This window comes from Roseateles sp. P5_E4 (assembly GCF_054049255.1).
The window spans coordinates 81971-105853 of record NZ_JBFUMS010000009.1; the positions used below are offsets into that span (position 1 = coordinate 81971).

Sequence of the window (23883 nt, forward strand, 5' to 3'; positions counted from 1 at the left end):
CACTCCCGCGCCATGGTGAGGATTGCCATCACACGCAGGCTGCCTACGCCACGCCCTCCCCTATGCTGCGCGCCGCTGTCAACGAAGCAGTGCAGGGAGCGATATGGAGATATTGAAGTGCTGGGCCGGCGTCGTTGCCGGCCTTTTGCTGTTCGTCAGCGCCGCGCGGGCGGCCCCACCGCCGGCCGAGGTGTTCTTTGGCGATCCGGACATCGGCGAAATCGCGCTGTCGCCCTCGGGCAAGCGGCTGGCCATCACGACCGCCAAAGGCGCCAAGCGCGTCGGCCTCGTCGTGCTGGAACTGGCCCCCGGTGGCAAGCTGACGCGAGCCGTGCAATTCGGCAAGGAGGATGTCACTCAGGTCCATTGGGTCAACGATGACCGGCTCGTCTTCAGCCTCACGGACCTGAGTGGCGAGAACTGGCGGCCGCCGGGCCTGTTCGCCGTGAACGCGGACGGCACCGGGCTGCGAAAGCTCATCGAGCGCGACAACCGCTTCGGGATCAACAAGGGGGAGCCTGACTACAGCTTGCTGGACTGGAGCCACAGCCTGCGCCTGGTGCCCGAGCCACGGCCCGGTGAACCCAATGAAGAAGTGCTGGTGACCTCCTACTCGCGCCGCACCCAGGCGCTGTTGTGGCTGAACACTCGCACGGGCATGACGCGCGACGTCGCCGTTCAGGCACCGGCCGACAACATCCAGCAGTGGCTGGTCGACGCCAGCGGCGCGCCCCGCGCCGCAGTGAGCTTCACGAACGACCGCCTGCAGGCTTACTGGCTCAAGCCGGGCAGCACGCAATGGGAGCAGCTCTACGACACGACGGTGCTGAAACAGCCCTTCAGGCTCCACGACGTCGACAGCAAAGGCACGCTCTACGTCACGCACGTGCCCAAAGGAAGCCCGCAAGGCGTGTTGGCGCGCTACGACGCCCAAGCGAAAGCGCCCGCTCAGGCCGCCATCGTGGCAACGCCTGGCTTCGATTTCGCCGGCCACCTGATCACCGAAGGCGGCACCGTGCTGGGCGTGCGGGCGCTGGTGGACAGTGAGGCGACGGTCTGGCTGGATGAGCGCATGGCCAAGTTCCAGCAGCAGGCCGACAAGCGCCTGCCTGGCTTCATCAACCGCATCAGCTGCCTTCGCTGCGGCCAGCAGGATATGGTGGCCATCATCAAGTCCTACGGCGATCACGACCCCGGCAAGGTCTGGCTCTACCTGGGTAAACCGCCCGACGGAGAGCCCCACTGGCGCTCCATCGGCCGGGTGCGCGAGGCAGTCGCCCCCGAGCAGATGGCCACGATGGATTTCAAGACCATCAAGGCCCGTGACGGACGCGAACTGCCGGTGTGGATCACGCGCGCCGACGATGCCAAGGGGCCGCGCCCGGCCGTTGTGCTGGTGCACGGCGGGCCTTGGGTGCGGGGCCATGTCTGGGAATGGGACAAATGGGGGCAGTTCCTGGCCTCGCGCGGCTACGTCGTCATCGAGCCGGAGTTCCGCGGCAGCGCCGGCTACGGCGAGGAGCATCTGCGCGCCGGCTTCAAGCAATGGGGCCAGGCCATGCAGGACGACGTGACCGACGCGCTGCGCTGGGCGCAGAAGGAAGGGTTGGCCAGCGAGAAGGCCTGCATCATCGGCGCCAGCTACGGCGGCTACAGCACGCTGATGGGCCTGGCCAGGGAACCCGACCTCTACCGCTGCGGCGTGGCATGGGTGGCCGTGACGGACCTGGAGCTGATGGTGCAGGGGTCGTGGTGGGTGAGCGATGACAGCAGCATCGCCCGCAAGCTGACCCTTCCCGAGATGGTCGGCGACCCCAAGCAGGATGCCGCCATGCTGGCCGCCAACTCACCGGTGAAGCTGGCCTCGCGCATCAAGGCGCCGGTGCTGCTGGCCTACGGCGAGGCAGACCTGCGCGTGCCCATCGTGCATGGCAAGCGCATGCGCGACGCCCTGACAGCGGCCGGCAATCCACCGGAATGGGTCAGCTACCCCGAAGAAGGCCATGGCTTCGGCAAGCCCGAGAACCGACTGGACTTCGCCCGCAGGGTGGAGACCTTTCTCGCCAAGCATTTGGACCAGCCATGAAGCAGCGTCTGCTCGCCCCACTGATCCTGCTGGCCACGCTCGCCACGGGGACCCCGGTCCTGGCCGCGCCGCCGCCGGCCGAAGCCTTCTTCAAGGACCCCACCATCGTCGAGGCCGTGCTGTCGCCGTCGGGCCGCAAGCTCGCCGTGAGGAGCACCTTCGGCGGGCCGCGCGTCGGCCTCGGGGTCTTCGACCTCAACCCTGGCGGCAAGCCGATGCGCACCGCGCAGTTCAATGATGGTGACATCTCGCAGGCCTACTGGGTCAACGATGACCGGCTGGTCTTCAGCGTCACGGACCTGTCCGATGGCAGCGGCCGCCCCAATGGCGCGCCTGGCTTGTTTGCAATCAACCCCGACGGCAGCCAGATCCGACAGTTGGTGCGGCGCATGGGGCGGCCATTCTTCACTGACGGCAGCCGGCAGGATCGTCTGCTGGACTGGAACCACCGCCTGCTGGCCGTGCCACGGCCACAACCGAACGAGGTCAACGAAGAGGTGTTGCTGGCCGAGTTCACGCCTGACGAGCGCCACCTGGAAACGCCGCTGTGGCTCAACACCCGCACCGGCCGCACGCGGCTGACCGACGTGAACACCCCACCCGACACCGTGGGCTGGGTGACCGACAGCCGCGGCGAGCTGCGCGTCGCGCTGACGCGCCGCGACGGCCGGCGAGGCGCCCTGTGGCGCGGCCCGGGCCGCCAGGACTGGCAGCCTTTGTACGAAAGCGATCTGCTGAACGCGCCCTTCGGCATCAACGCCGTCGACGATGCCGGCCGGCTCTATGTGACGCACACCCAGCGCGGCAGCGAAACGGTGCTGAGCCTGTACGACTTCGAACGTCACGCGCCAGACCCCAAGCCCCTGGTCGTGACACCGGGCTTCGACTTCAACGGTCGTGTGCTCAATGACGCTGCGGGCACTGCCCTGGGCGTGCGTGTCACGACCGACGCCGAGACGACGGTCTGGCAGAACGCCGCCATGCAGGCGCTGCAAAAGGCGGCGGACGAGCGCATGCCGGGCCGCGTCAACAGCATCAGTTGCAGGCGCTGCGGCCAGGCCGATGTCGTGGCGCTGGTGCGCTCCTACAGCGACCGCGAGCCCGGCCAGTTGTGGCTCTACCAGGCCCAGCCGCCCGCGGGCGAAGCAGCTTGGCGCCCCGTGGGCCGCATGCGCAACGCGATCGAGCCGTCCGAGATGGCACAGATGGACCTGCACCGCATCAAGGCACGCGATGGCCGCGATTTGCCTGTCTGGGTCACGAAGAACGCCGAGGCCACAGGTCCGCTGCCGGCCGTCGTTCTCGTACACGGTGGACCCTGGGTGCGCGGCAATGCCTGGGGTTGGCATGCCTATGCGCAATTCCTGGCCTCGCGAGGCTACGCCGTGATCGAGCCGGAGTTCCGCGGCAGCACCGGCTACGGCCGAGACCATTTCCGCGCCGGCTTCCGCCAGTTCGGCCAGGCCATGCAGGACGACGTGGCGGACGCGCTGCGCTGGGCGCAGGAACAGAAGATCGCCAGCGACAAGGCCTGCATCGCCGGCGCCAGCTACGGCGGCTACAGCACGCTGATGGGCCTGATCAAGGACCCCGAGCTCTACCGCTGCGGCGTGGCCTGGGTGGCCGTGACCGACCTGGATCTGTATGTGGCGGGGTCCTGGTGGGTCCGCGATGACATCCCCGAGTGGGGCCGCCAGTTCCAGCTGCGCGACATGGTGGGCGACCCGGAGAAGGACGCCGCCCTCATCGCCGCTCATTCACCCGTCAAGCAGGCGGCCCGCATCAAGGCGCCCGTGCTGCTGGCCTTCGGTGAAGCCGACCTGCGGGTGCCTCTGGCCCACGGAGAGCGCCTGCGCAAGGCCATGCGCGAGGCCGGCAACGAGCCGGCCTGGGTGACCTACCCCGGCGAAGGCCATGGCTTTGCGGTGCTCAAGAATCGCGCCGATTTCGCCGAGCGCATGGAGGCTTTCCTGGCCAAATACCTGGGCCCGACTAGCCCTTGAACCCGTTGTAATGCCGCCGCCACTCCGGTGGCTTCCATAGGTGGGCCAGGCGCATGCCCCAGGTCTTCTCCTGGGCCATGTCGTGGAACATCGCCCGCCACTCGTGCGCATTCAGCCAGAACAGGTTGTGTGTGTAAAAGGGGTGCTCCAGGCCGTAGTCCACCGCCGCCTCCTCGGGCACGAAAGTGCCGAACAGGCGGTCGAAGACGATCAGCGTGCCGCCGAAGTTCTTGTCGATGTATTGCGGGTTGCGGCCGTGGTGGGCGCGGTGGTGGGACGGCGTGTTGAAGATGAACTCGAACCAGGCCGGCATCTTGCCCACCCAGCCGGTGTGCACGAAGAACTGATAGCCCAGGTTGAGTGACAGCGCGAACAGCACCCAGCGAGGCTCGAAGCCCAGCCACACGGCCGGCAGGTAGAACAGCCAGTTGCCCGCAATCGGATAGAACCAGCTCTGGCGCAGCGCGGTGCCGAAGTTCATCTTCTCCGAGCCGTGATGCACGACATGGGCACACCAGAACCAGCGGATGCGGTGGCTGCCGCGGTGGAACCAGTAATAAAGGAACTCGACGAGCAGGAACAGGCCGATGAAGCGCCAGACGGTCACATCCACGGTGAAGAGGCGGTGGTCATGGACCCAGCCCATGGCCGGCAACACCAGCACGACGAGCAGCACCAGGTCGGCAACCAGGTAGCTGCCACCGCTGTTCATGCTGTCGAAGGTGTCCCAGAGGTCGAAGACGCCGGTCCTGCGAAAGCGCCAGGCCTCCATCGCGATGAAGACGCCGAAGACGGGTGACAACATGACCAGCGTCAGGTCGCGCCAGTCGCCGTGGCGGTGGTAGAGGTCGAGCAGCCAGTCCATGCCGCCATGTTGATCCGAAACGGCCAGGCTTTCTTGACGGCAAAACCCGGGTTTTTGACGGATCACGCCACGCCTGGGGAGATCACGCAGAGGACGGTGGCCGGCACTGCTGCATCATCGACCGGCCGTGGATGAGACCCGTGTCGCCGCCAGCTATGTCCAGTTGCTCTTCGAGCACATGGGCGCGCTCGGCCGCGCCGAAGCCCTTGGCACACCGCCGGCGCCGGCCGAGACCTTTGTCGCGCTGCGCCGCTGGCAGGCGCTGCTCGAGCGGGCACGCGACCTCGACCCCGGCCCGAAGTCGACCTTCCCGCTGCGCCTGGCGCGCGGCATCGCGCCGCGGCACTTCGGCGTCGTCGGCTTCGCGGCGCTGGCCTGCGGTACCTTGGGCGAGGCCCTGCAGCGGCTGGAGCGCTATCACCGCTCGGTCTATGACGTGAACATCGCCCAGGTTCACCCCTGCCCCGAGGGCATCTGCATCGAATGGGGCGTGGAGCGCGGCCGCCCCGGCGCCCTCGTCGACGAGACCGCCATCGCGGCCCTGGTGCAGCTGACGCGTGAGTTCACGGGCAGGCCGGTGCACGCACTGGCGGCGGACTTCGTCAACCGCCACCCGGCCGACGTGCGGCCCTACGAGGACTTCTTCGGCGGCCCGGTGCGCTTCGATCAGCCCAGCACACGCCTTGTGCTGGCGCTGCGCGACCTCGCCCTGCCCTTGCGCGGCGCCGACGCGGCCCTGCTGGCGCTGCTCGACGATCAAGCCGAACGCCTGCTGCAGGAGGTGGCTGCCATCAGCGAGCCGGTCGGCGTCTGGCGCCAAGCCCTGGTCGGCCTGATCCGCAGTGGCCGCACCCAGCTGCCCGATCTGGCGCTCAGCCTGCAGATGAGCCCGCGCAGCCTGCAGCGGCGGCTGGCCGAACAGGGCCAGAGCTTCCAGGCCCTGCTGTCGCAGACTCGCCAGCAACTGGCCGAGGCCTATCTGCGCGACCCCGGCGTCGAGCTGGCCGAGGTGGCTCTGCTGCTCGGCTATTCCGAGCAAAGCGCCTTCACGCGCGCCTTCCGGCAGTGGACAGGCCAGGCGCCGCTGCAGTGGCGCAGACAGCATTCACGATGAACCTGGCTCCCCAAACCGTCGTCACCCATGGCGCGCCGGCCATGGGCCGCTATGCCGGCCGCATATCGCGCATCGATTGGTCACCCATGCGTGAGCGCCGCTCCTGGCTCTGGCACAAGCTGCATCACAAGCGCTGGCATTATGTTGGCCTGGGCAATGAGCAGCTCTTCATCGGCGTCGCCATCGTCCACCTCGGCTGGACCTGCACGGCTTTCGCCTACCTCTTCGACCGCCGTCGCCGCACCTTGCTGGCCAACTGGCGCCAGGATGGCCTGCCGGGATTGCAGGCCGGTGTATCCGACGCGCCGCTCGCCGGCGCCCGCACCTGGTTCCGCGGCCCAGGCGCGCGTCTGGCGCTCTGCCACGAGCCGGACGACAGCCTGCGCCTCACGGTCGCCACGCGCGCGCTGCGCATCCAGGCTCGCCTGGACCTCGGCCTCATGGCGCCCCCGCTGCTGGCCATCGGCCCGGTCGACGGCGGCATCGTCCATGCGACGCAAAAGACCACCGCCCTGCCCGTGCAAGGCTGGGCCGAGGCCGAGGGCCATCATTTCGGCCTGGATGGCGCCTGGGCGGCGGTCGACGCGTCCAATGGCCTGCTCGCCCGCGACACCGCCTGGCGCTGGGCCAGCGCCCACCGCGCCGACGTCGGCTTCAATCTGCAGCAGGGCTATTTCGGCGGGCAGGAGAACGTGCTGTGGCTGGACGGCATGCCGATCGCGCTGGCCGACGCGCATTTCGACTTCGACCCCACCCAGCCGTTGCGGCCGTGGCGGGTGCACACCGACGACGGCCTGCTTGACCTGGTCTTCACGCCTGAAGGCGCACGTGCCGAGGACCGTGACCTCCTCGTCGCCGCCAGCCACTACGTTCAGCCCATCGGCTGCTTCGCCGGCACGGTGCGGGCCGGTGCCGGCGCACCGGCGCGCCGCATCGACGGCCTGCTGGGCGTGACCGAGGACCACCGCTCCCGCTGGTGATACGTCACGCTCGGGCTCGGCAGGTCGGTTCAAAGACCGGGGCGGGTCGATACAGTCATGGCGCATCTCCAGTCGCCCCCCACGTGCCCCACGCCACCACACCCACACGCAACCTCGCGGCCGGCATTGCGCTGACCGTGGCACTGGTGCTGGCGCAGGCCTGGCTGCCCGAGCGCAGCATCGACCTCGCGGCCCCCGGTGCGGTGAGCAACCTGTTCCTGATCACCGCGGGCGACGCACCGGGCGAGCCCCCCGTGCAGTGGGTCGATTTCGAACGCCGCCGCTGGGTTTGCCGCTATCCCGCGAACAGCCCTTCGCAATCGTGTGGCATCACCCTCGTGCTGAGCGGCGACGACCCGGCCCGCGGCAGGAACCTGAGCGGATTCGACAACCTGGAGATGGACCTGGCCTACCAGGGCAGTGCCGCTCATCTGCGCGTGGCCCTGCGCAATTTCGACCCGCGCTTCTCCAAGCTGACCGACGGCAACAGCTCCCGCATGCAGTCGATCAACCTGAGGGGGCGCGATGTCACCGGGCCGGTCACCCTTGAACTTTCCGAGCTGACCGTGCCCGAGTGGTGGATCACGCAGTTCGACCTGCCGCGCGAGTTCAACCGGCCCAGTGTCGAGAACGTGACGAGCCTGTCCATCGACGTGGCGGACGGCCTCGCCGGCCAGAACCACGAGCTGGAGCTGCGCCATCTCACGCTCAAGGGGCCGTGGATCGCCCGCGACACCCTCTACCTCGGCCTGCTCTGCGCCTGGCTGCTGGCGGCCGGCACCGTGGTGGGCCGGCACTGGCGCGCGCTGCGGCGCAGCCATCTGCGCCAGCAGCGCGAGATCGACGCGTTGACGGCACGCACCCGCCTGCTGCGCGTCGAGCAGGACAAGCTGCGCCGCCTGGCCACCATCGACGAGTTGACCGGGGTGCTCAACCGGCGCGGGCTGGAGTCAGCGCTGGAGGACTTCGAGGCCGAATCGGCCGGCGTGGCGCTCGTGCTGCTCGACATCGACCACTTCAAGCACATCAACGACCGCTGGGGCCACCCCGTCGGCGACGAGGTGCTGCGCCGCATGGCCGCCATCGTGTCGGCCAATCTGCGCACGAGTGACGTCATCGGTCGCTGGGGCGGCGAGGAGTTCCTCGTCGCCTGCCAGGGCCGCCATGCCGACGACGCGGTGCGGCTGGCGGAGAAGCTGCGCGATGCCGTGCAACGCGGCAACTTCGACGCCAAGGGCCGTTTCGGCATCACGGCGAGTTTCGGCGTTGCGCTGGCACCGCCCGGGGCGTCGACCCACCGCGCCTTCAAGCGGGCCGACGCGGCCCTCTACCGCGCCAAGGCCGCCGGTCGCAACCGCGTCGAACTCGACACCGCGCACGACGCCGTCACCACGCTCTGAGCGTGGCGGGCGCCGCGCACGACGCTCAGTGCACGACGCGACCGAACGAGAACTCGCCGCCTTCGACCTGCACCGGGATCACATCCTTCGGGCCGAAGCGCCCCTGGAGGATGAGCTTGGACAGCGGGTTCTCGACGCGCTGCTGGATGGCTCGCTTCAGCGGCCGGGCGCCGAAGACGGGGTCGAAGCCGACCTTGGCCAGTTCGTTCAGCGCCGCCTCGCTGATGTCCAGCTTCATCTCCATCTTTTCCAGGCGCGCCTCGAGCAGCCGCAGTTGGATGCGGGCGATGGACTTGATGTGGTCGGCGCCCAGCGCGTGGAAGATGACCGTCTCGTCGATGCGGTTCAGGAACTCGGGCCGGAAGTGGGCCTTGACCTCGCCCCACACGGCCTCGCGGATGACCTCGTCCTTCTCACCCGACAACGCCATGATGTGCTGGGAGCCGAGGTTTGATGTCATCACGATGACGGTGTTCTTGAAGTCCACCGTGCGGCCTTGGCCGTCGGTCAGGCGGCCGTCGTCCAGCACTTGCAAGAGCACATTGAACACGTCCGGGTGGGCCTTCTCGACCTCGTCAAGCAGCAGCACGGAGTAGGGCTTGCGGCGCACGGCCTCGGTCAACGTGCCGCCTTCCTCATAGCCGACATAGCCGGGGGGCGCCCCAATGAGGCGGCTCACCGAGTGCTTCTCCATGAACTCGCTCATGTCGATGCGCACCATGTGGTCGTCGCTGTCGAACAGGAAGCCGGCCAGGGCCTTGCACAGCTCGGTCTTGCCAACGCCGGTGGGGCCGAGGAAAAGGAAGCTTCCCAGCGGCCGGTTCGGGTCGCTCAGGCCGGCACGTGAACGGCGAATGGCGTCGGACACGGCCTGGATGGCCTCGTCCTGGCCGATGACGCGATCGTGCAGCTTGGCTTCCATCTGCAGCAGCTTCTCGCGCTCGCCCTGCATCAGCTTGGAGACCGGAATGCCGGTAGAGCGCGCCACGACCTCGGCGATCTCCTCGGCACCCACCAGCGTGCGCAGCAGTTGCGGCCTGTTGGTGCCGGCCTTGCCGGCCTCCTTGGCCTGGGCCTCCTTGAGCTGCTTCTCCAGCTCGGGGAGCTTGCCGTACTGCAACTCGGCAACCTTGTTGAAGTCGCCCTTGCGCTTCCATTCCTCGATGTGCTGGCGGGCGCGATCGATCTCTTCCTTGACGTGGGCCGAGCCCTGGGCCTGGGCCTTCTCTGCCGTCCAGATCTCTTCCAGGTCGTTGTACTCGCGCTGCAGCTTCAGCAGCTCGTCCTCGATGAGGCCGAGGCGCTTGATGGAGCCTTCGTCCTTTTCCTTCTTGACCGCCTCGCGCTCGATCTTGAGCTGGATCATGCGGCGGTCCAGCCGGTCCATGGCCTCGGGCTTGGAGTCGATCTCGATCTTGATCTTGGCCGCGGCCTCGTCGATGAGGTCGATGGCCTTGTCGGGCAGGAAGCGGTCGGTGATGTAGCGGTGGCTCAGCTCCGCCGCGGCAATGATGGCCGGGTCGGTGATCTCCACGCCGTGGTGGACCTCGTACTTCTCCTGCAGGCCGCGCAGGATGGCGATGGTGGCCTCCACCGTCGGCTCGTCGACCAGCACCTTCTGGAAACGGCGCTCCAGGGCCGCGTCCTTCTCGACGTATTTGCGGTATTCGTCCAGCGTCGTCGCGCCGATGCAATGCAACTCGCCACGCGCAAGAGCGGGCTTGAGCATGTTGCCGGCATCGATGGAGCCCTCGGACTTGCCGGCGCCCACCATGGTGTGGATCTCGTCGATGAAGAGGATGGTCTGGCCGGCGTCCTGGCTGACCTCCTTCAGCACGCCCTTGAGGCGCTCCTCGAAGTCGCCGCGGTACTTGGCGCCGGCCAGCAGCAGGGCCATGTCCAGCACGAGCACGCGCTTGCCCTTCAGCGAATCGGGCACCTCGCCGTTGATGATGCGCTGGGCCAGGCCCTCGACGATGGCCGTCTTGCCCACGCCCGGCTCGCCGATCAGCACGGGGTTGTTCTTGCTGCGGCGCTGCAGCACCTGGATCGTGCGACGGATCTCCTCGTCGCGGCCGATGACGGGGTCGAGCTTGCCCATGCGGGCGCGCTCGGTCAGGTCCAGCGTGTATTTCTTCAGCGCCTCGCGCTGGCCCTCGGCCTCGGCCGACTCGACCTTCTGGCCGCCGCGAACCGCCTCGATGGCGGACTCCAGCGACCGGCGCGTCAGCCCATGGCCGCGCACGACGCCGGCCAGGTCGGTCTTGGCCTCGGTCAGCGCCAGCAGGAACATCTCGCTGGCAATGAACTGGTCACCGCGCTTGGTGGCTTCCTTCTCGGCCGCCTGTAGCAGGGAAACGAGATCGCGCCCGGCCTGCACGGTCTGGCCCGAGCCGCTGACCTGGGGCAGGCCAGCCATCAAGCCGTCCAGCGCCGTGCGCAGGCCGCCGGCATTGACGCCGGCGCGTTCCATCAAAGCGCGCGGGCCTTCATCCTGGGCCAGCATGGCCGCCAGCACGTGGACGGGCTCGATATAGGGGTTGTCGCGGGCCAGGGCCAGGCTCTGGGCCTCACCCAGGGCCTCCTGGAAGCGGGTGGTGAACTTGTCGGCACGCATGGTGGGAATCCTCCGGTTGCCAAGCCAAGTGGGCGCCAGCCGGCGCTTTTCAAGTTGAGCTAGATCAAGGCCTGCACGAGACGCATCCCCAGCCACGCGGCAAAAAGCGCTCCCAGCACGTGGGCCAGCGTATGGGCAGCAGCCATGCCCAGCTCGCCATGCCGCAACAACGCCAGCGACTCGCCCGAAAAGGCAGAAAACGTCGTCAGCCCGCCGAGGAAGCCCGTCACCAGCAAAAGTTTCAGCAATTCGTTCGGATGGCGGCCCAGCCACTCCAGCGCAACGCCGATCAACAGGCCCCCCACGAGGTTGACCAGCAGCGTACCGAGCGGGAAACCGGCCCAACGGGTGTTGAACAGCAGGCCGGCCTGCCAGCGAGTCAGCGCGCCCAAGGCGGCGCCTATCGAAACTGCCAACGCATTCACAGGGCATTCCCCCCGGCAATCCCCCAACGCGCCAGCGCCTCGTCGTCCGCCACCCGGGCATCCACCCAGTGCGCGCCGTCCGGCGTGTGCTCCTTCTTCCAGAACGGCGCCTGGGTCTTCAAATAGTCCATCAGGAATTCGCAGGCCTGGAAGGCCTGCCCTCGGTGGGCGCTGGTGACGAGCACCAGCACGATCTGGTCGCGGGCCTGCAGGGTGCCGACGCGGTGGATGACCTTGGCGGCACGGATGTCGAAGCGGGCCATGGCCGCGTCGACCATGGCCTCAATGGCCGCCTCCGTCATGCCCGGGTAGTGTTCCAGCTCCATCGCCGACACTGCCGCGCCGCTGCTGTGCTCGCGCACGGTGCCGACGAAGGCGACGACGGCACCGACGCCGCCATCCCCCATCCGCAGGGCGGAGGTTTCGGCGCCGACGTCAAAGTCCCCGGACTGGATGCAAACTCTGGGCATGACAGAGATTCTCACCCTGGCGCGCGGTGAGATTCACATGTTTGGCCGTTGAAGTCTGAGCCCGCCGCCGGATACTTGCCCCTCATTTCTTCTCACGCAGCCAGGAATCGACATGGCCCTGATGGATTTCATCAAGAAACAGTTCATAGACGTCATCCAGTGGACGGAGGACGGCGATGGCGTGCTGGCCTGGCGCTTCCCGATGTCCGGCATGGAAATCCAGAACGGCGGCCAGCTCGTCGTGCGGGAATCCCAGGTCGCGGTCTTCGTCAACGAGGGTCAAGTGGCCGACGTCTTTGGCCCCGGCACCCACAAGCTGACGACCCAGACCCTGCCGGTGCTGACCTATCTCAAAAACTGGGACAAGCTCTTCGAGTCGCCCTTCAAGAGCGACGTCTACTTCTTCAGCACGCGCCAGCAGATCGACCAGCGCTGGGGCACCAGCCAGCCGGTCGCCATCCGCGACAAGGACTTCGGCGCCGTGCGCCTGCGCGCCTTCGGCAACTACGCCTACCGCATCCTGGACCCCAAGGTCTTCCACAGCCAGATCTCCGGCACGCGCGAGCGCTACACGGTGCAGGACCTGGACGGCCAGCTGCGTGGCCTGATGCTGCAGCACATCAGCGACGCCGTCGCCAGCAGCGGTACGCCCTTCCTGGACCTGGCTGCCAACCAGGTCGAGTTCGCTGCCGCGCTGAAAAACGCCACCGCCGAATCCTTTTCGGCCATCGGCCTGGAGCTGATCTCGGTGACGATGCAGAACGTGTCGCTGCCCGAGGAGCTGCAGAAGATCCTCGACCAGCGCATCGGCATGGGCATCATTGGCCAGAACATGGGCCAGTTCATGCAGTACCAGGCCGCGCAAGCCCTGCCCGAAATGGCCAAGGGCGGCGGCGACGGCGGTGGCATTGCCGGCCAGGCCGTGGGCCTGGGCGCCGGCGTGGCCCTGGGCCAGACGCTGGCGCAGACGCTGGGCCAGGGCCTGGCCGGCGTCGGCACCGCGGCGCCCGCACCGGCGGCCAGCAAGCCCGAAGACATCGTCTCGCTGCTGGAAAAGCTCGGCGACCTCAAGGCCAAGGGCATCCTGACCGACGAGGAATTCGCCGCCAAGAAGGCCGATCTGCTGAAGAAACTTGGCTAGGGCCTGTGAACACTACGGCAGCAGACCGCGTTGTGGCCAGAAAGCCCGCGAGCAAGGCGCGAAACGAGGCTTGGGTAGGCCCCAAGCGAGGCTTCGCAACGCCGCGCGCGGGTTTTCTGGCCGCAACCCGCAGGGAAGGCCATCCGCCCGGGGCCACTCCGCGTTGCACCGCTTGCCCGCACATCAGTGCGGGCGGCGCGGTACGCCTTGATTGGCCCCGGGCGGATGGCCTTCGCGGCCTACTTCCGTAGTGTCCACAGGCCCTCAGGCGCCAGCCGCCCAGCGTCGCTGGCGCGCCGCCTGCCCCAACTGCGGCGCGCCGGTCGAGTTCGCGAGCGCGGCTTCTGCGAGTGCCGTCTGCGGCTTCTGCCGCAGCACCTTGCTGCGCGACGGTGAGGCGCTGAGCCAGATCGGCCAGAGCGCCGAGATCTTCGAAGACTATTCGCCGCTGCAGCTCGGCACGACCGGCCGCTGGATGGGCCGCAGCTTTGCCGTCGTCGGACGCGTGCAGCGTGGCTCGGAGCTGGGCAACTGGAACGAATGGCATCTGTTCTTCGACACCGGTGCCGACGCACCCCGCGTGGCCTGGCTCAGCGAGGACAACGGCCAGTTCGTCCTCAGCCTGGAAGCGCCACTCGCTGAAGCTCCGCCCGAAGCCCCCGCCCTCGGCCAGCCGCTGACGCTGGCCGGCCAGCGCTGGCAGGTGGCCGCCATCGTCGAGGCGGCGCTGCGTGCGGCCGAAGGCGAGCTGCCACGGCCGCCCAAGCCCGGCCGCGTCATCGAGCTGCGCAACGACAAGGGCGAGGTCGGCAGCCTGGAATACCGCGACGGCCAGCCACCGGTCTGGTCCGTTGGCCGCAGTGTGCTTCTCGCCGACATGGCCTTGCAGGGCCTGCGCACGACGGCCGAGGGCGAGTCGGTCGCGGAAGCCAAGTTCAAGGGCCGGGCCATCGCCTGCCCGAGCTGCGGCGCACCACTGGAGCCCAAGCTCACGCAGACCAAGAGCATGGTCTGCGCCCAGTGCAATGCCGTGGTCGACTTGCCGGAGGGCGAATCCAAGGCCCTGGGCTTCACCCCGCAGGATCGCGGCCTGCCGCCGCTGATTCCGCTGGGCCGCACCGGCACGCTGGCCGTTGACGGCGGCAAGCCCGAAGCCTGGCAGGTCGTGGGCTACCAGGAGCGCTGCGACATCCCCGAGGACGCCGACGACGAGCAGAGCTTCTGGCGCGAATACCTGCTCTACAACCGGCTGGCGGGCTTTGCCTTCCTTGTCGACACCCGCGAGGGCTGGAGCCTGGTGCGCACGCTGACCGGCGCCCCCACCTCGGGCCGCGGCGGCGTCAGCTGGCAGGGGCGCGACTATGCGCAGCGCTGGGTTTACGGCGCCAAGACGACCCATGTACTGGGCGAGTTCTACTGGCCCGTGCGGCTGGAAGACCGCGTCCAGGTCACCGACTACATCACCCGCGACGGCCAATTCCTGCTGAGCCGCGAGCAGCAGGGCCCCGAGATCACCTGGAGCGGCGGCAGCCCGGTGCCGGCCGACACCGTGAAGACGGCCTTCAACCTGGTGGCACCGGCCGTCCAGTTCGCACGTGACACTTCCGCCTTCAAGAGCGGCGGCAACCTGCTGCGCAACATCATCATCGGCCTCTTCCTCGTCGTGTTGCTGTTCGCCCTGCTGCGTGCCTGCTCCAGCGACGATTGCCAGCAGTACAAGAGCAGCTTCGGCGAGAACAGCAATGAGTACCGCCAGTGCCGCGCCAGTTCGCGCGGCAGCGGCGCCTATATCGGCAACAGCGGCGGCAGCTACGGCGGCTACAGCAGCGGCGGCGGCGGCCACAAGTGACCCAACACAGCAGGAGAGCACCATGACACTTGATTGGCTCAAACCCGAGGTCATCCTCGGCTCGACGATGTACGCCGTCATCGGTGTCGTCATCTTTTGGCTCTCTTTCGTCATCGTCGACAAGATGACGCCGTACAAGCTCTGGGAAGAACTCGTCGAGCACAAGAACATCGCGCTGGCCATCGTCGTTGGTGCGATGTGCATTTCCATCGGCAACATCGTCGCGGCGGCCATTCATGGCTGAAGGGCGGCGGGCCTGGCTCGCCGCCGGTTTGATCGGCCTGGCCGCAATGGCGGGACCTACAAGCGCAGACGCGCCAAGCCAGGAAGCGCTTCGTGCCGAAGTCCGGTTGCTGGCCAAGCTCGCGCCCGCCGCGATCCGACAAGGCCTGCGGCTGCAGGTCAAGGCGGCCAACGGAGAGGCCGTGCGCTTTGACAGCGTGCATCCCGGCGATGCCCATCCCGAGGACTACGTCGACCACCGACTCACCGGCACCTCGCCCGACGGCAAGTTCTTCGTCGTGTCTTCGCGCAGCTACGAAGGCGAGACGACCTTCTGGGTGTCCCGCACGACCGGCCAGAAGGTGGAGGTCTTCGAGCCGCCGGAGGTCTCGTTGGACGGCCGTTACGCCGTGACGGCGCTGCACCGAGAGTCCACCGGACCGAGCGGCGTCTTCGTTTGGGAGATCGTCGGCGACCGCCTTCTACCGCGCGACCACATCGAGCACGGCGACTACGGCCTGTTCACCTTCAAACGCTGGACCGGCAACGACACCGCCGAGTTGGAGCTCTTCAGCCACTCCTATCTGAAGTTCTGCCTCGGAGCACAGAGCACGACGGCGACGGTGCGGCTGATCCGCTCGACCACAGGCTGGACCGTGGCCGCCCCTACCCAGGCCAGTCAGGTGCGCTGTGAGTGATGGCCCGCGCGACTTACGCACGCTGACCGCCAACGCCCACGAGGACTGGACGCTGTTCGCCGTGCGCTTTCACGACAAGCCCGGCGCCGGTGAACTGCGCCGCCAGCTGCTGCAGGCGCATCTCGAATGGGTGGCGGCCCACGCCGATGTGCTGCGCGCCGCCGGCTCACTGCGGGAATCGCCCGAGGCAACGCCGGTGGGCGGCTTGTGGGTCGTTCGAGCGCCGGACAAGGCTGCCGTCGAGGCTCTGATCGCCATCGACCCCTTCACGACCGGCGGTCTGCGCGCCGGCTGGGATATCTTCTACTGGAGCAAGGCCCTGCCTCAGCCGGTGTCGTTCTAGACTCGCGGCCCGCTGAACGACTGCACTGGCCAGCCATGACCTTCTCCGTCCGCGGCCTCGCCCAGGCCCTGCTCCTCGCGATCGCCCTGCCCGTTTCGGCCGCCGACGCACCACCCGACGTGGCCATCTTCGTCGCGCGGCTCGATGTCGCCGCGGGCAAGGTCAGCGACACCCGCAACATCACGCCCGGCAAGGGCAACAACTTCCAGCCGGCCTTCACCCACGACGGCGCGGCCGTCGTCTACACCTCGGGCCGCACCGGTTCAAACAACATCTACCGCCACGACCTTGCCAAGGGCACGACCGTGGCCGTCACCGCGACGACCGAGAACCTCTACTCGCCGACGCCGCTGGTCGACGGCAACGGCTTCTCGGCCATCCGCGTCGTCACCGCCGATCCGGCCTACGGCATCGAGGTCAACGAGCCGTCCCTGTGGCTGTTCGGCTGGGACGGCAAGCCCGTCGCACCCGTGGTACCGACCAAGCGCATCGGCTACCACGCCTGGGTCAACCCCGACCAGTTGGCCGCCTTCATCGTCGACGACGTGCCGGAGCGCAACAACCACCGGGCTGTGCTCATCAGCCGCACCACCGGCCAGCAGACGCTGCTGACCGCCAAGCCCGGCCGGTCGCTGGGCCGCACGGCCGACGGCAAGCGCGCCCTCTTCGTCGACCAGACCGACCCGGCCCACTGGCGCATCTGTGCGATGGGCGCAGCTGACAAGGCGCCGCAGGTGCTGGTGGAGACGCCCGTCGGCCCGGAGGGCGAAAAAGACGCCAACCGCAGCCAGTACTTCGTGGCCCTGCCCGATGGCTCGATGCTGATGGCGCGCGGCAATCTGTTGCTGCGCTGGGATGGCAAGCTGGGCGGCAGCTTCCAGGCCTTTGCCGAACTCGCCGACCTGGGCGGCGCCATCCGCAACATCGCCGCCAGCCCGGACGGCAAGCGGCTGGCCTTCTCGGTGCTGCTCAAGCCGTGACCGAGCAGCAGCCCACCGCTCGCGCTTCACTGGCCGAGCTGCTGCTGCTCGCCAGCGTCTTCGTCATCGCCGCCTGCGGCCTGGTCTACGAGCTGGCGGCCGGCGCGCTGGCCAGCTATCTGCTTGGCGACTCGGTGCTGCAGTTCTCCACCGTCATCGGCGTCTATCTCTTCGCCATGGGCCTGGGCTCCTGGCTGTCGCGCTTCGTCGAACGCCAGCTCGTCGGCGTCTTCCTGCAGGTGGAGCTGCTCGTGGGCGTCATCGGCGGGCTGATGCCGGCCGGCCTCTTCGCCGTGCACAGCTTGCTGCCGCCGGGCGAAGGCGCGGCCTTCAAAACCCTGCTCTATGCGCTGGTGCTGCTCGTCGGCGCCTTGGTCGGGCTGGAGATCCCGCTCGTCATGCGCATCCTGAAGCGCCACTTCAGCGCGCGCTATGGCCTGAAAGACCTGGTCTCCCAGGTGCTGACCTTCGACTACCTCGGCGCCCTGCTCGTGGCCCTGGCCTTCCCGCTGGTGCTGGTGCCCCAGCTCGGCCTGGTGCGCACGGGCATCGCCTTCGGCCTGCTGAACGTGGCCGTCGCGGTCTGGGCACTGTGGATCTTTCGCGCCGAGCTGCGCGCGCGCCGCAGCCAGGCCATCGCCTGCGGGCTGTCGGCCGTGCTGCTGCTGGCCGCCCTGCTCGGCGCCGATGCGCTGACGCGTTGGTCCGAGGAACGCTTCTACGGCGAGCACATCGTCTTCAAGCAGAGCAGCGCCTACCAGCGCATCGTCGTCACCGATGGCGGCGGCGGCACGCGGCTGTTCCTTAACGGCAATCTGCAATTTCACTCGCGTGACGAGTACCGCTATCACGAGGCCCTGGTCCACCCGGCCATGGCGGCCCAGGGAGCCCCCAAGCGCGTGCTGGTGCTCGGCGGCGGCGACGGCATGGCCGTGCGCGAGATCCTGAAGTACTCGAGCGTCGAGCAGGTGACGCTGGTGGAGCTGGACCCATTGATGACCGGCCTGTTCACGTCTACGCCGAAGCTCGCGGCGCTCAACGGCCATTCGCTTTCGTCGCCCAAGCTGCGCATCGTCAATGCCGATGCCTTCGGCTGGCTGGAACAGCACGCCGAGGTTTTCGACGTCATCGTCATCGACTTCCCAGACCCGTCCAATTTCGCCCTCGGCAAGCTCTACACGGCGAGCTTCTACGAGCTCGTCGACCAGCACCTCAGCGCCGCCGGTTACGCCGTCGTGCAGACCACCTCGCCGCTGATCGCCCGGCGCAGCTTCTGGACAGTCGTCACGACACTGGAATCGGTCGGACTTACCGCCACCCCCTACCACGCGCATGTGCCGAGCTTTGGCGAATGGGGCTTTGTGCTGGCCTCGCGGCGGCCCTTCCGGCAGCCAGCGGCCTTCCCGCCCGGCCTGCGCTTCCTCAGCCTGCAGAGCCTGCCCGCCCTCCTCGACTTTCCGCCCGACATGGCGCGCGTACCGACCGAGGTGAATCGCCTCAGCAACCAGGTGCTGGTGCAAGAGTTTGAAACCGAGTGGGGGCAGGTTCACTAGGCGCGCCTTTTGCCGGAAGATCGGCTCGCCGGCAAAAGACGCTGGCGCAGGAGCCACCCATGCAGACTGCCACCCTGAAGCCCGAAGCCCTGGCCCAGGTCGACCTGCCGTCGACGCCGCCCGGCACCGATGCCAGGAATATTGACAGCATCTATGACAACCTCGTCCACGGCGTCGGCCACGAGCATGTGACCGAAGCCAATGTCGAAGCGCTGATGCAGCGCGCCGCGGCCGACCACCACCCGGTATTGGCCGAAGAGCTGCGCGAATGGCGCTCAAACAGTGATGGCGACGATGTGAAGCCCGTGGCGAGCTGACGGGCGAGGCGACGGCGCAGGCTGCTACCCTGCCGCCCTTGCGCCCGCCCCAGCCCTCTTTTCCCCGCGTCGAAACCACCGGCCCCTCCCGCCGGGCGCTGCTGCTCGGCCTGCTGGCCGGCGGCTGCACGCCCGACGCGCCGGCCCTGCAGGGCGGCTGGGTCGGCACCCATCCCGAGCGCGGCCATCGGCTGCGGGGCGAATTGCCCAAGGCCGACGGGCCGCTGAAGACCACGGGCGTGCTCATCGTCGGCGCTGGCGTCGCCGGCCTAGCCTGCGCGCGTGCGCTGGCCCGGCGCGGCATCGACGACTTCGCCCTGCTCGACCTCGAAGACCAGGCCGGCGGCAACAGTCGTGGCCACGTGCTGGCCGGCGCGCCCTGCCCCCTCGGCGCTCACTACCTGCCGCTGCCCGGCGCCCAGGCGCGTGAAGTCAACGAACTGCTCCACGAGCTGGGCCTGGCCCGTGAACAACTCGGCCGCACGGTCTGGGACGAGCGCCACCTCTGCCACAGCCCGCAGGAGCGCCTCTTCATCGACGGCGAATGGCGCGAGGGCCTGCTGCCGCCGCCGGAGGGCGCCGCGTCGCTGGCGCAGTACCGGCGCTTCTCGGTGCTGGTCACCCAGGCGCAGCGTGAACTCAGCTTTGCCATGCCCAGCCACCGTGCGCGCTGGACCGCCGGCCATGCCACGCTCGACGCCCAGACCTTCGCCACCTGGCTGGACACCGCCGGCCTGAACGATACCCGGCTTCGCTGGTATCTCGACTACTGCTGCCGCGACGACTTCGGCGCCGGGGACAGCACCGTCTCTGCCTGGGCCGGTCTGCACTATTTCGCCAGCCGCCATGGCTTCCATGCGTCCGGCGACGAGGCGGCCGAGCGCGAGCCGGTGCTGACATGGGCCGAAGGCAATGGCTGGCTCAGCGCCCACGTCGCCGCGCCGCTGCGCGAGCGCATCCATCTGGGCCGCACGGTGCTGCGCGTGACCGAGCAGCGCCAGGGCGTCGAACTGCTGGCCTGGAACGAGGCGACCGGCGCGCCCGAACGCTGGGCAGCGCGCGCCGTCGTCATGGCCGCGCCCTTGTTCGTGTCGGCCCGGCTGCTGGCCGCGCCGCCTGATGCCCTGCGCTCGCTGAAGCAGGCCCACGCCCCCTGGCTGACGGCCAGCATCGCGCTTCGCGAGCCGCTGCTGCAACGCCCCGGCGCGCCACCCTCCTGGGACAACGTGCGCTATGGCAGCGTGGCCCTGGGCTATGTCGACGCGCGTCACCAGTCGCGCGATCCGACGCCGCGCCCACCGGTGCTGACGGCCTACCTCGCACTGCCCGAAAGCCAGCGTGGCGAGCTGCTGAAGCAGCCTTGGCAGCACTGGGCCGGGATCGTCACCCAGGAGCTGGCCCAGACCCACCCGGACCTGCCGGCCAAGCTCGAGCGCATCGACCTCTGCCGCTTCGGCCATGCGATGAGCATCCCCGCACCTGGCCTGCGTGGCTCGGCCGAGCTGGCCGCGCTGAACGCCCAGCGCGGCCGCGTCGTGTTCGCACACAGCGACCTGGCGGGGTACTCGGTCTTCGAGGAGGCCTACACGGCCGGCGTCGAGGCGGCCGCGCGGCTCAGCCTCTGAACTGCCGTCTCGCGCGGCGCGAACGCCTTCAGCAAGGCATCGAGCAGGGCCTCGGCCTTGGCGCTGTTGTCGGCGCCGTAATTGCAGACATAGACGTCCAGCGTCACACCGCCCAGCTCGGGCCAGGTGTGCACGGCCAGATGCGATTCGGCCAGCAACACGACGCCGGTGACGCCGCTCTGCTCTTCCTTCGGTGCAAAGCGGTGGAAGAGTTCCGCAACGCCGGTGAGGCCTGAGCGAGTCACCGCGTCGCGGCACAAAGCGGCGAGCGCGTCGGCATCGCGCATGACCGCCAGCGTCGGGTCAACGCCGTGCAGGTCGGCCGTCAGGTGCAGGCCGTTCATCCGCCGGTCACGGGAGGGAAGAACGCCAGTTCATCGCCGTCTGCAAGCTCGGCGGATTCGGCACACATCTTCTGGTTCAGCGCCGCCCGCACCGCGCGGCCGCGAGCCAGCGTCTCGGCATGGATGCCACCTCGCGACTGCAGTGCCTCGCGCGCGGAGGCGACAGTGCTGCCCTCGGGCAGTGCAAGCGCCTCGCCCTCGCCCAGCTTCTCGCGCAGCGAGGCGAAGAAGCGCAGCTTGACCGTGATGCTCACGCCAGCAGCTCCGCGAACGGAATGAAGCGCACCGCGTCGCCCGCCTTGAAGGCCTGGCCGGGCGGGTTATCGAGCAGGCCGTCGGCCCAAAACGCCGAGGTCAAGACGCCGCTGCTCTGGTTGGAGAACATCGCCAGGCCGCCCTCTTCGTCCAGACGCACCCGCAGAAACTCGCGGCGTTTGTCGGGCTTGGGCCAGTCGAAGCCGGCCGCCAGCCGATAGCCCCGCGGCGTCAGGCGCGCAGCGCCTTGCAACTTCAGCAGGAAGGGCCGCACGAGGACGAGGAAGGTCACCAGGCTGGAAACCGGGTTGCCGGGCAGACCGATGAAGTGGGCAGCGCCGACGCGGCCATACGCGAACGGCTTGCCGGGCTTGATCGCGATGGCCCACAGGTCGAGCTGGCCCTCAGCCTGCACGGCGGGGCGCAGATGATCTTCCTCGCCGACGGACACGCCCCCCGAGGTGAGGATGACGTCGGCCTGGGACGCCGCTTCGCGCAGCGCGGCGCGGGTTGCATCGAGGCGGTCGGGCACGATGCCAAGGTCGATGACCTCGCAGCCCAGGCTTTCGAGCAGGGTCCGCAGCGTGAAGCGGTTGGAGTTGTAGATGGCACCGGGCGGCAGCGGCTCGCCGGGCATGACGAGTTCGTCGCCGGTGGAGAACAGTGCGACACGCGGTCGGCGGGTGACGGTCAGCTCGGCGGCGCCAGCGGTCGCGGCCAGCCCGACGGAGACCGCATCCAGCCGCGTGCCGGCCGGCAGCACGACCGAACCGGCGCGCACGTCCTCGCCACGCAGGCGCACGTTGGCGCCAGCGGTGATGGGCTGGGTCATGCTGACCTTGTCGCCCACCAGCTCGGTGAACTCCTGCATGACGACGGTGTCCGCACCCGGTGGCACATGGGCGCCCGTGAAGATGCGCGCCGCCTCGCCGGGTGGCAGCGGTGCGGGCACGCTGCCAGCGGGAATGCGCTGCGTGACAGGCAATGCCTGGCCCGCATCGGCGGCGCGCAGCGCATAGCCGTCCATCGCCGAGTTGTCGGCCGGTGGCACGTCCACCGGCGAGATCAGGTCCGCGGCCAACACACGGCCAACCGCGGCGCTGGTGGCCAGCGTCTCGCGCCCGGCCAGCGGCTGGATCTGCGCCAGCAGCGCGGCCAGCGCCTCGTCCAGCGGGATCAACGGCTTCCTGGGGGCTTCAGACATTGGCGTGAATGTAGGCCTTCACCTGGCCTACATCGGCCGGCATGACCTTCACGCGTTTGGGGAGTTCTTCGATGCCTTCCAGCCCGGCGGGCCGCGGCGGCTCGATGGCCAGGGCCTCGTGGATGGTTGCCGCGAACTTGGCCGGCAGGGCCGTCTCCAGCACCAGCATCGTGACGTTGGGATCGCGCTTCTCCAGCGCCACCTTGAGGCCGTCGGCGGTGTGCGGGTCGATGATGACGCCGTGCTCGGCATGGCAGCGGCGGATGGTTGCCACACGGTCGGCATGCGTGCTGCGGCCGGACACGAAGCCGAAGCCGGCGATGTCGGCATGCTCGCCGCCGCCCAGCTCGAACTGGCTGGCGCCGAAGTGCTGCTTCACGCGACCACCGTCGCGGCCGAGCAGGTCGAAGACGAAGCGCTCGAAATTGCTCGCCTTGGAGATGTCCATCGACGGACTGGACGTCTCGTGAGTGTCGGCCGTGCTGCGCGGGCGGTAGGCGCCGGTGCGGAAGAACTCGTCCAGCACATCGTTCTCGTTGGTCGCGACAACCAGCTGCTTGATGGGCAGGCCCATCATGCGCGCCACGTGGCCGGCACAGACGTTGCCGAAGTTGCCGCTCGGCACCGTGAAACTGATCTTGTCGGCGTTGCTCTTCGTCGCCTGGAAGTAGCCGGCGAAGTAGTAGACGACCTGGGCCAACAGGCGCGCCCAATTGATGGAGTTGACCGTGCCGATGCGGTGCTCGCGCTTGAAGGCGAGGTCGTTGGACACGGCCTTGACGATGTCCTGGCAGTCGTCGAACACACCGTCGACGGCGATGTTGTGGATGTTCTCGTCTTGCAGGCTGAACATCTGCGCCTGCTGGAAGGGGCTCATGCGGCCGTTGGGGCTGAGCATGAAGACCTTGACGCCCTTCTTGCCGCGCATCGCGTACTCGGCGGCGCTGCCGGTGTCGCCCGACGTCGCGCCCAGGATGTTGAGCGTCTCGCCGCGACGGCCGAGTTCGTACTCGAACAGCGCACCCAGCAGTTGCATGGCCATGTCCTTGAAGGCCAGCGTCGGGCCGTTGGACAGACCTTGCAGCGCGATGTGGTCGCCCAGCCAGGTCAGGGGCGTGATGGCCTCGGTGCCGAAGACCTCGGCCGTGTAGACGCGGCGCGTGATGGCGCGCAGGTCGTCGGCGGGGATGTCGTCGATGTAGAGCGACAGGATCTCGAAGGCGAGGTCCGCATAGGCCAGGCCGCGCCAGCGCGCGAGCGTGGCGGCGTCGACTTTCGGGTAGGCCTTGGGCAGGTAAAGGCCGCCGTCGGGAGCGAGGCCTTCGAGCAGGATGTCGGAGAAGCCGCGCTCGGTCTGGTCGCCGCGGGTGGAGATGTACTTCATGTCAGTTC

22 protein-coding genes are annotated in these 23883 nt (G+C 68.4%); 14 read left to right on the forward strand and 8 right to left on the reverse strand.

Features of this window, described 5'->3' with window-relative positions; genetic code table 11:
- Positions 1–103: 103 nt before the first annotated feature.
- Both ACXJLH_RS18120 and ACXJLH_RS18125 read left to right on the forward strand, forming a co-directional pair.
- Positions 104–2086, forward strand: coding sequence for an alpha/beta hydrolase family protein (locus ACXJLH_RS18120; protein ID WP_457445643.1), 1983 nt, complete (start codon positions 104–106; stop codon positions 2084–2086).
- The gene (locus ACXJLH_RS18125) at positions 2083–4089 is read left to right on the forward strand and encodes a S9 family peptidase (RefSeq protein ID WP_457445644.1); all 2007 of its coding nucleotides are present in this window, start codon (positions 2083–2085) and stop codon (positions 4087–4089) included. Before ACXJLH_RS18120 ends, ACXJLH_RS18125 begins: the two co-directional genes overlap by 4 nt.
- Here ACXJLH_RS18125 and ACXJLH_RS18130 read toward each other — a convergent pair.
- Entirely contained in the window at positions 4079–4954 is an 876-nt protein-coding gene (locus ACXJLH_RS18130; protein ID WP_457356017.1) for a sterol desaturase family protein, read from the reverse strand. The genes ACXJLH_RS18125 and ACXJLH_RS18130 overlap by 11 nt on opposite strands.
- A 127-nt stretch (positions 4955–5081) precedes the next feature.
- On the opposite strand from ACXJLH_RS18130, the gene ACXJLH_RS18135 reads away from it, so the two are divergent.
- From ACXJLH_RS18135 to ACXJLH_RS18145, 3 genes are all read left to right on the forward strand, one after another.
- Positions 5082–6068, forward strand: a complete 987-nt coding sequence (locus ACXJLH_RS18135) for an AraC family transcriptional regulator ligand-binding domain-containing protein (protein ID WP_457445645.1) — start codon at positions 5082–5084, stop codon at positions 6066–6068.
- Positions 6065–7048: a DUF2804 domain-containing protein gene (locus ACXJLH_RS18140; protein ID WP_457445646.1), complete on the forward strand. Its 984-nt coding sequence runs from the start codon at positions 6065–6067 to the stop codon at positions 7046–7048. Before ACXJLH_RS18135 ends, ACXJLH_RS18140 begins: the two co-directional genes overlap by 4 nt.
- A gap of 83 nt (positions 7049–7131) precedes the next feature.
- The gene (locus ACXJLH_RS18145) at positions 7132–8448 is read left to right on the forward strand and encodes a GGDEF domain-containing protein (RefSeq protein WP_457445647.1); all 1317 of its coding nucleotides are present in this window, start codon (positions 7132–7134) and stop codon (positions 8446–8448) included.
- Positions 8449–8473: 25 nt separating this feature from the next.
- On the opposite strand, the gene clpB is transcribed toward ACXJLH_RS18145, so the two are convergent.
- The 3 genes from clpB to ACXJLH_RS18160 are packed head-to-tail and all read right to left on the reverse strand — an operon-like array spanning position 8474 to position 11960.
- Entirely contained in the window at positions 8474–11065 is a 2592-nt protein-coding gene (gene clpB, locus ACXJLH_RS18150) for an ATP-dependent chaperone ClpB (RefSeq protein WP_457445648.1), read from the reverse strand.
- Between the two features lie 59 nt (positions 11066–11124).
- Positions 11125–11490 carry a fluoride efflux transporter CrcB gene (gene crcB, locus ACXJLH_RS18155; RefSeq protein ID WP_056195632.1) on the reverse strand — a complete coding sequence of 122 codons (366 nt, stop codon included), beginning with the start codon at positions 11488–11490 and terminating at the stop codon, positions 11125–11127.
- Positions 11487–11960 carry a molybdenum cofactor biosynthesis protein MoaE gene (locus tag ACXJLH_RS18160; RefSeq protein WP_056195629.1) on the reverse strand — a complete coding sequence of 158 codons (474 nt, stop codon included), beginning with the start codon at positions 11958–11960 and terminating at the stop codon, positions 11487–11489. Before ACXJLH_RS18160 ends, crcB begins: the two co-directional genes overlap by 4 nt.
- Before the next feature lie 112 nt (positions 11961–12072).
- Between ACXJLH_RS18160 and ACXJLH_RS18165 the strand changes: the two genes are divergently transcribed.
- The 9 genes from ACXJLH_RS18165 to ACXJLH_RS18205 all read left to right on the forward strand — a co-directional run bounded on the left by ACXJLH_RS18165 (position 12073) and on the right by ACXJLH_RS18205 (position 20688).
- Positions 12073–13101 carry an SPFH domain-containing protein gene (locus ACXJLH_RS18165; RefSeq protein WP_056195627.1) on the forward strand — a complete coding sequence of 343 codons (1029 nt, stop codon included), beginning with the start codon at positions 12073–12075 and terminating at the stop codon, positions 13099–13101.
- 250 nt (positions 13102–13351) lie between these two features.
- Complete coding sequence (locus ACXJLH_RS18170) at positions 13352–14950, forward strand: DUF4178 domain-containing protein (protein ID WP_457445649.1); 1599 nt, start codon at positions 13352–13354, stop codon at positions 14948–14950.
- A gap of 22 nt (positions 14951–14972) precedes the next feature.
- A complete protein-coding gene (locus ACXJLH_RS18175) occupies positions 14973–15194 on the forward strand; it encodes a DUF350 domain-containing protein (protein WP_057300037.1) in 222 nt (73 codons plus the stop codon).
- A gap of 46 nt (positions 15195–15240) precedes the next feature.
- Positions 15241–15870 carry a hypothetical protein gene (locus ACXJLH_RS18180; protein WP_457445650.1) on the forward strand — a complete coding sequence of 210 codons (630 nt, stop codon included), beginning with the start codon at positions 15241–15243 and terminating at the stop codon, positions 15868–15870.
- Positions 15863–16213: a YciI family protein gene (locus ACXJLH_RS18185; RefSeq protein WP_457445651.1), complete on the forward strand. Its 351-nt coding sequence runs from the start codon at positions 15863–15865 to the stop codon at positions 16211–16213. Before ACXJLH_RS18180 ends, ACXJLH_RS18185 begins: the two co-directional genes overlap by 8 nt.
- A gap of 35 nt (positions 16214–16248) precedes the next feature.
- Entirely contained in the window at positions 16249–17193 is a 945-nt protein-coding gene (locus ACXJLH_RS18190; RefSeq protein ID WP_457445652.1) for a TolB family protein, read from the forward strand.
- On the forward strand, positions 17190–18746 hold the full coding sequence (locus ACXJLH_RS18195; RefSeq protein ID WP_457391541.1) for a polyamine aminopropyltransferase: 1557 nt from the start codon (positions 17190–17192) through the stop codon (positions 18744–18746). Before ACXJLH_RS18190 ends, ACXJLH_RS18195 begins: the two co-directional genes overlap by 4 nt.
- A 59-nt stretch (positions 18747–18805) precedes the next feature.
- The gene (locus ACXJLH_RS18200; RefSeq protein ID WP_056195613.1) at positions 18806–19063 is read left to right on the forward strand and encodes a hypothetical protein; all 258 of its coding nucleotides are present in this window, start codon (positions 18806–18808) and stop codon (positions 19061–19063) included.
- Between the two features lie 38 nt (positions 19064–19101).
- A complete protein-coding gene (locus ACXJLH_RS18205; protein ID WP_457445653.1) occupies positions 19102–20688 on the forward strand; it encodes a flavin monoamine oxidase family protein in 1587 nt (528 codons plus the stop codon).
- On the opposite strand, the gene speD is transcribed toward ACXJLH_RS18205, so the two are convergent.
- The 4 genes from speD to thrC are packed head-to-tail and all read right to left on the reverse strand — an operon-like array spanning position 20646 to position 23875.
- Positions 20646–21032: an adenosylmethionine decarboxylase gene (speD, locus tag ACXJLH_RS18210; RefSeq protein WP_457445654.1), complete on the reverse strand. Its 387-nt coding sequence runs from the start codon at positions 21030–21032 to the stop codon at positions 20646–20648. The genes ACXJLH_RS18205 and speD overlap by 43 nt on opposite strands.
- A complete protein-coding gene (gene moaD, locus ACXJLH_RS18215) occupies positions 21029–21286 on the reverse strand; it encodes a molybdopterin converting factor subunit 1 (RefSeq protein WP_457445655.1) in 258 nt (85 codons plus the stop codon). The genes speD and moaD overlap by 4 nt, the downstream gene beginning before the upstream one ends.
- Positions 21283–22491 carry a molybdopterin molybdotransferase MoeA gene (locus ACXJLH_RS18220; protein ID WP_056195608.1) on the reverse strand — a complete coding sequence of 403 codons (1209 nt, stop codon included), beginning with the start codon at positions 22489–22491 and terminating at the stop codon, positions 21283–21285. The genes moaD and ACXJLH_RS18220 overlap by 4 nt, the downstream gene beginning before the upstream one ends.
- Positions 22484–23875 carry a threonine synthase gene (gene thrC, locus ACXJLH_RS18225; RefSeq protein ID WP_457445656.1) on the reverse strand — a complete coding sequence of 464 codons (1392 nt, stop codon included), beginning with the start codon at positions 23873–23875 and terminating at the stop codon, positions 22484–22486. Before thrC ends, ACXJLH_RS18220 begins: the two co-directional genes overlap by 8 nt.
- Positions 23876–23883 lie beyond the last annotated feature (8 nt).

Coding starts and splice junctions, on each gene's coding strand:
- ACXJLH_RS18160 (WP_056195629.1), bottom strand. CDS start 11,960: ATGCCCAGAGTTTGCATCCAGTCCGGGGACTTTGACGTCGGCGCCGAA.
- speD (WP_457445654.1), bottom strand. CDS start 21,032: ATGAACGGCCTGCACCTGACGGCCGACCTGCACGGCGTTGACCCGACG.
- ACXJLH_RS18180 (WP_457445650.1), top strand. CDS start 15,241: ATGGCGGGACCTACAAGCGCAGACGCGCCAAGCCAGGAAGCGCTTCGT.
- ACXJLH_RS18125 (WP_457445644.1), top strand. CDS start 2,083: ATGAAGCAGCGTCTGCTCGCCCCACTGATCCTGCTGGCCACGCTCGCC.
- ACXJLH_RS18130 (WP_457356017.1), bottom strand. CDS start 4,954: ATGGACTGGCTGCTCGACCTCTACCACCGCCACGGCGACTGGCGCGAC.
- thrC (WP_457445656.1), bottom strand. CDS start 23,875: ATGAAGTACATCTCCACCCGCGGCGACCAGACCGAGCGCGGCTTCTCC.
- ACXJLH_RS18165 (WP_056195627.1), top strand. CDS start 12,073: ATGGCCCTGATGGATTTCATCAAGAAACAGTTCATAGACGTCATCCAG.
- ACXJLH_RS18220 (WP_056195608.1), bottom strand. CDS start 22,491: ATGTCTGAAGCCCCCAGGAAGCCGTTGATCCCGCTGGACGAGGCGCTG.
- clpB (WP_457445648.1), bottom strand. CDS start 11,065: ATGCGTGCCGACAAGTTCACCACCCGCTTCCAGGAGGCCCTGGGTGAG.
- ACXJLH_RS18175 (WP_057300037.1), top strand. CDS start 14,973: ATGACACTTGATTGGCTCAAACCCGAGGTCATCCTCGGCTCGACGATG.
- ACXJLH_RS18200 (WP_056195613.1), top strand. CDS start 18,806: ATGCAGACTGCCACCCTGAAGCCCGAAGCCCTGGCCCAGGTCGACCTG.
- ACXJLH_RS18120 (WP_457445643.1), top strand. CDS start 104: ATGGAGATATTGAAGTGCTGGGCCGGCGTCGTTGCCGGCCTTTTGCTG.
- ACXJLH_RS18190 (WP_457445652.1), top strand. CDS start 16,249: ATGACCTTCTCCGTCCGCGGCCTCGCCCAGGCCCTGCTCCTCGCGATC.
- ACXJLH_RS18140 (WP_457445646.1), top strand. CDS start 6,065: ATGAACCTGGCTCCCCAAACCGTCGTCACCCATGGCGCGCCGGCCATG.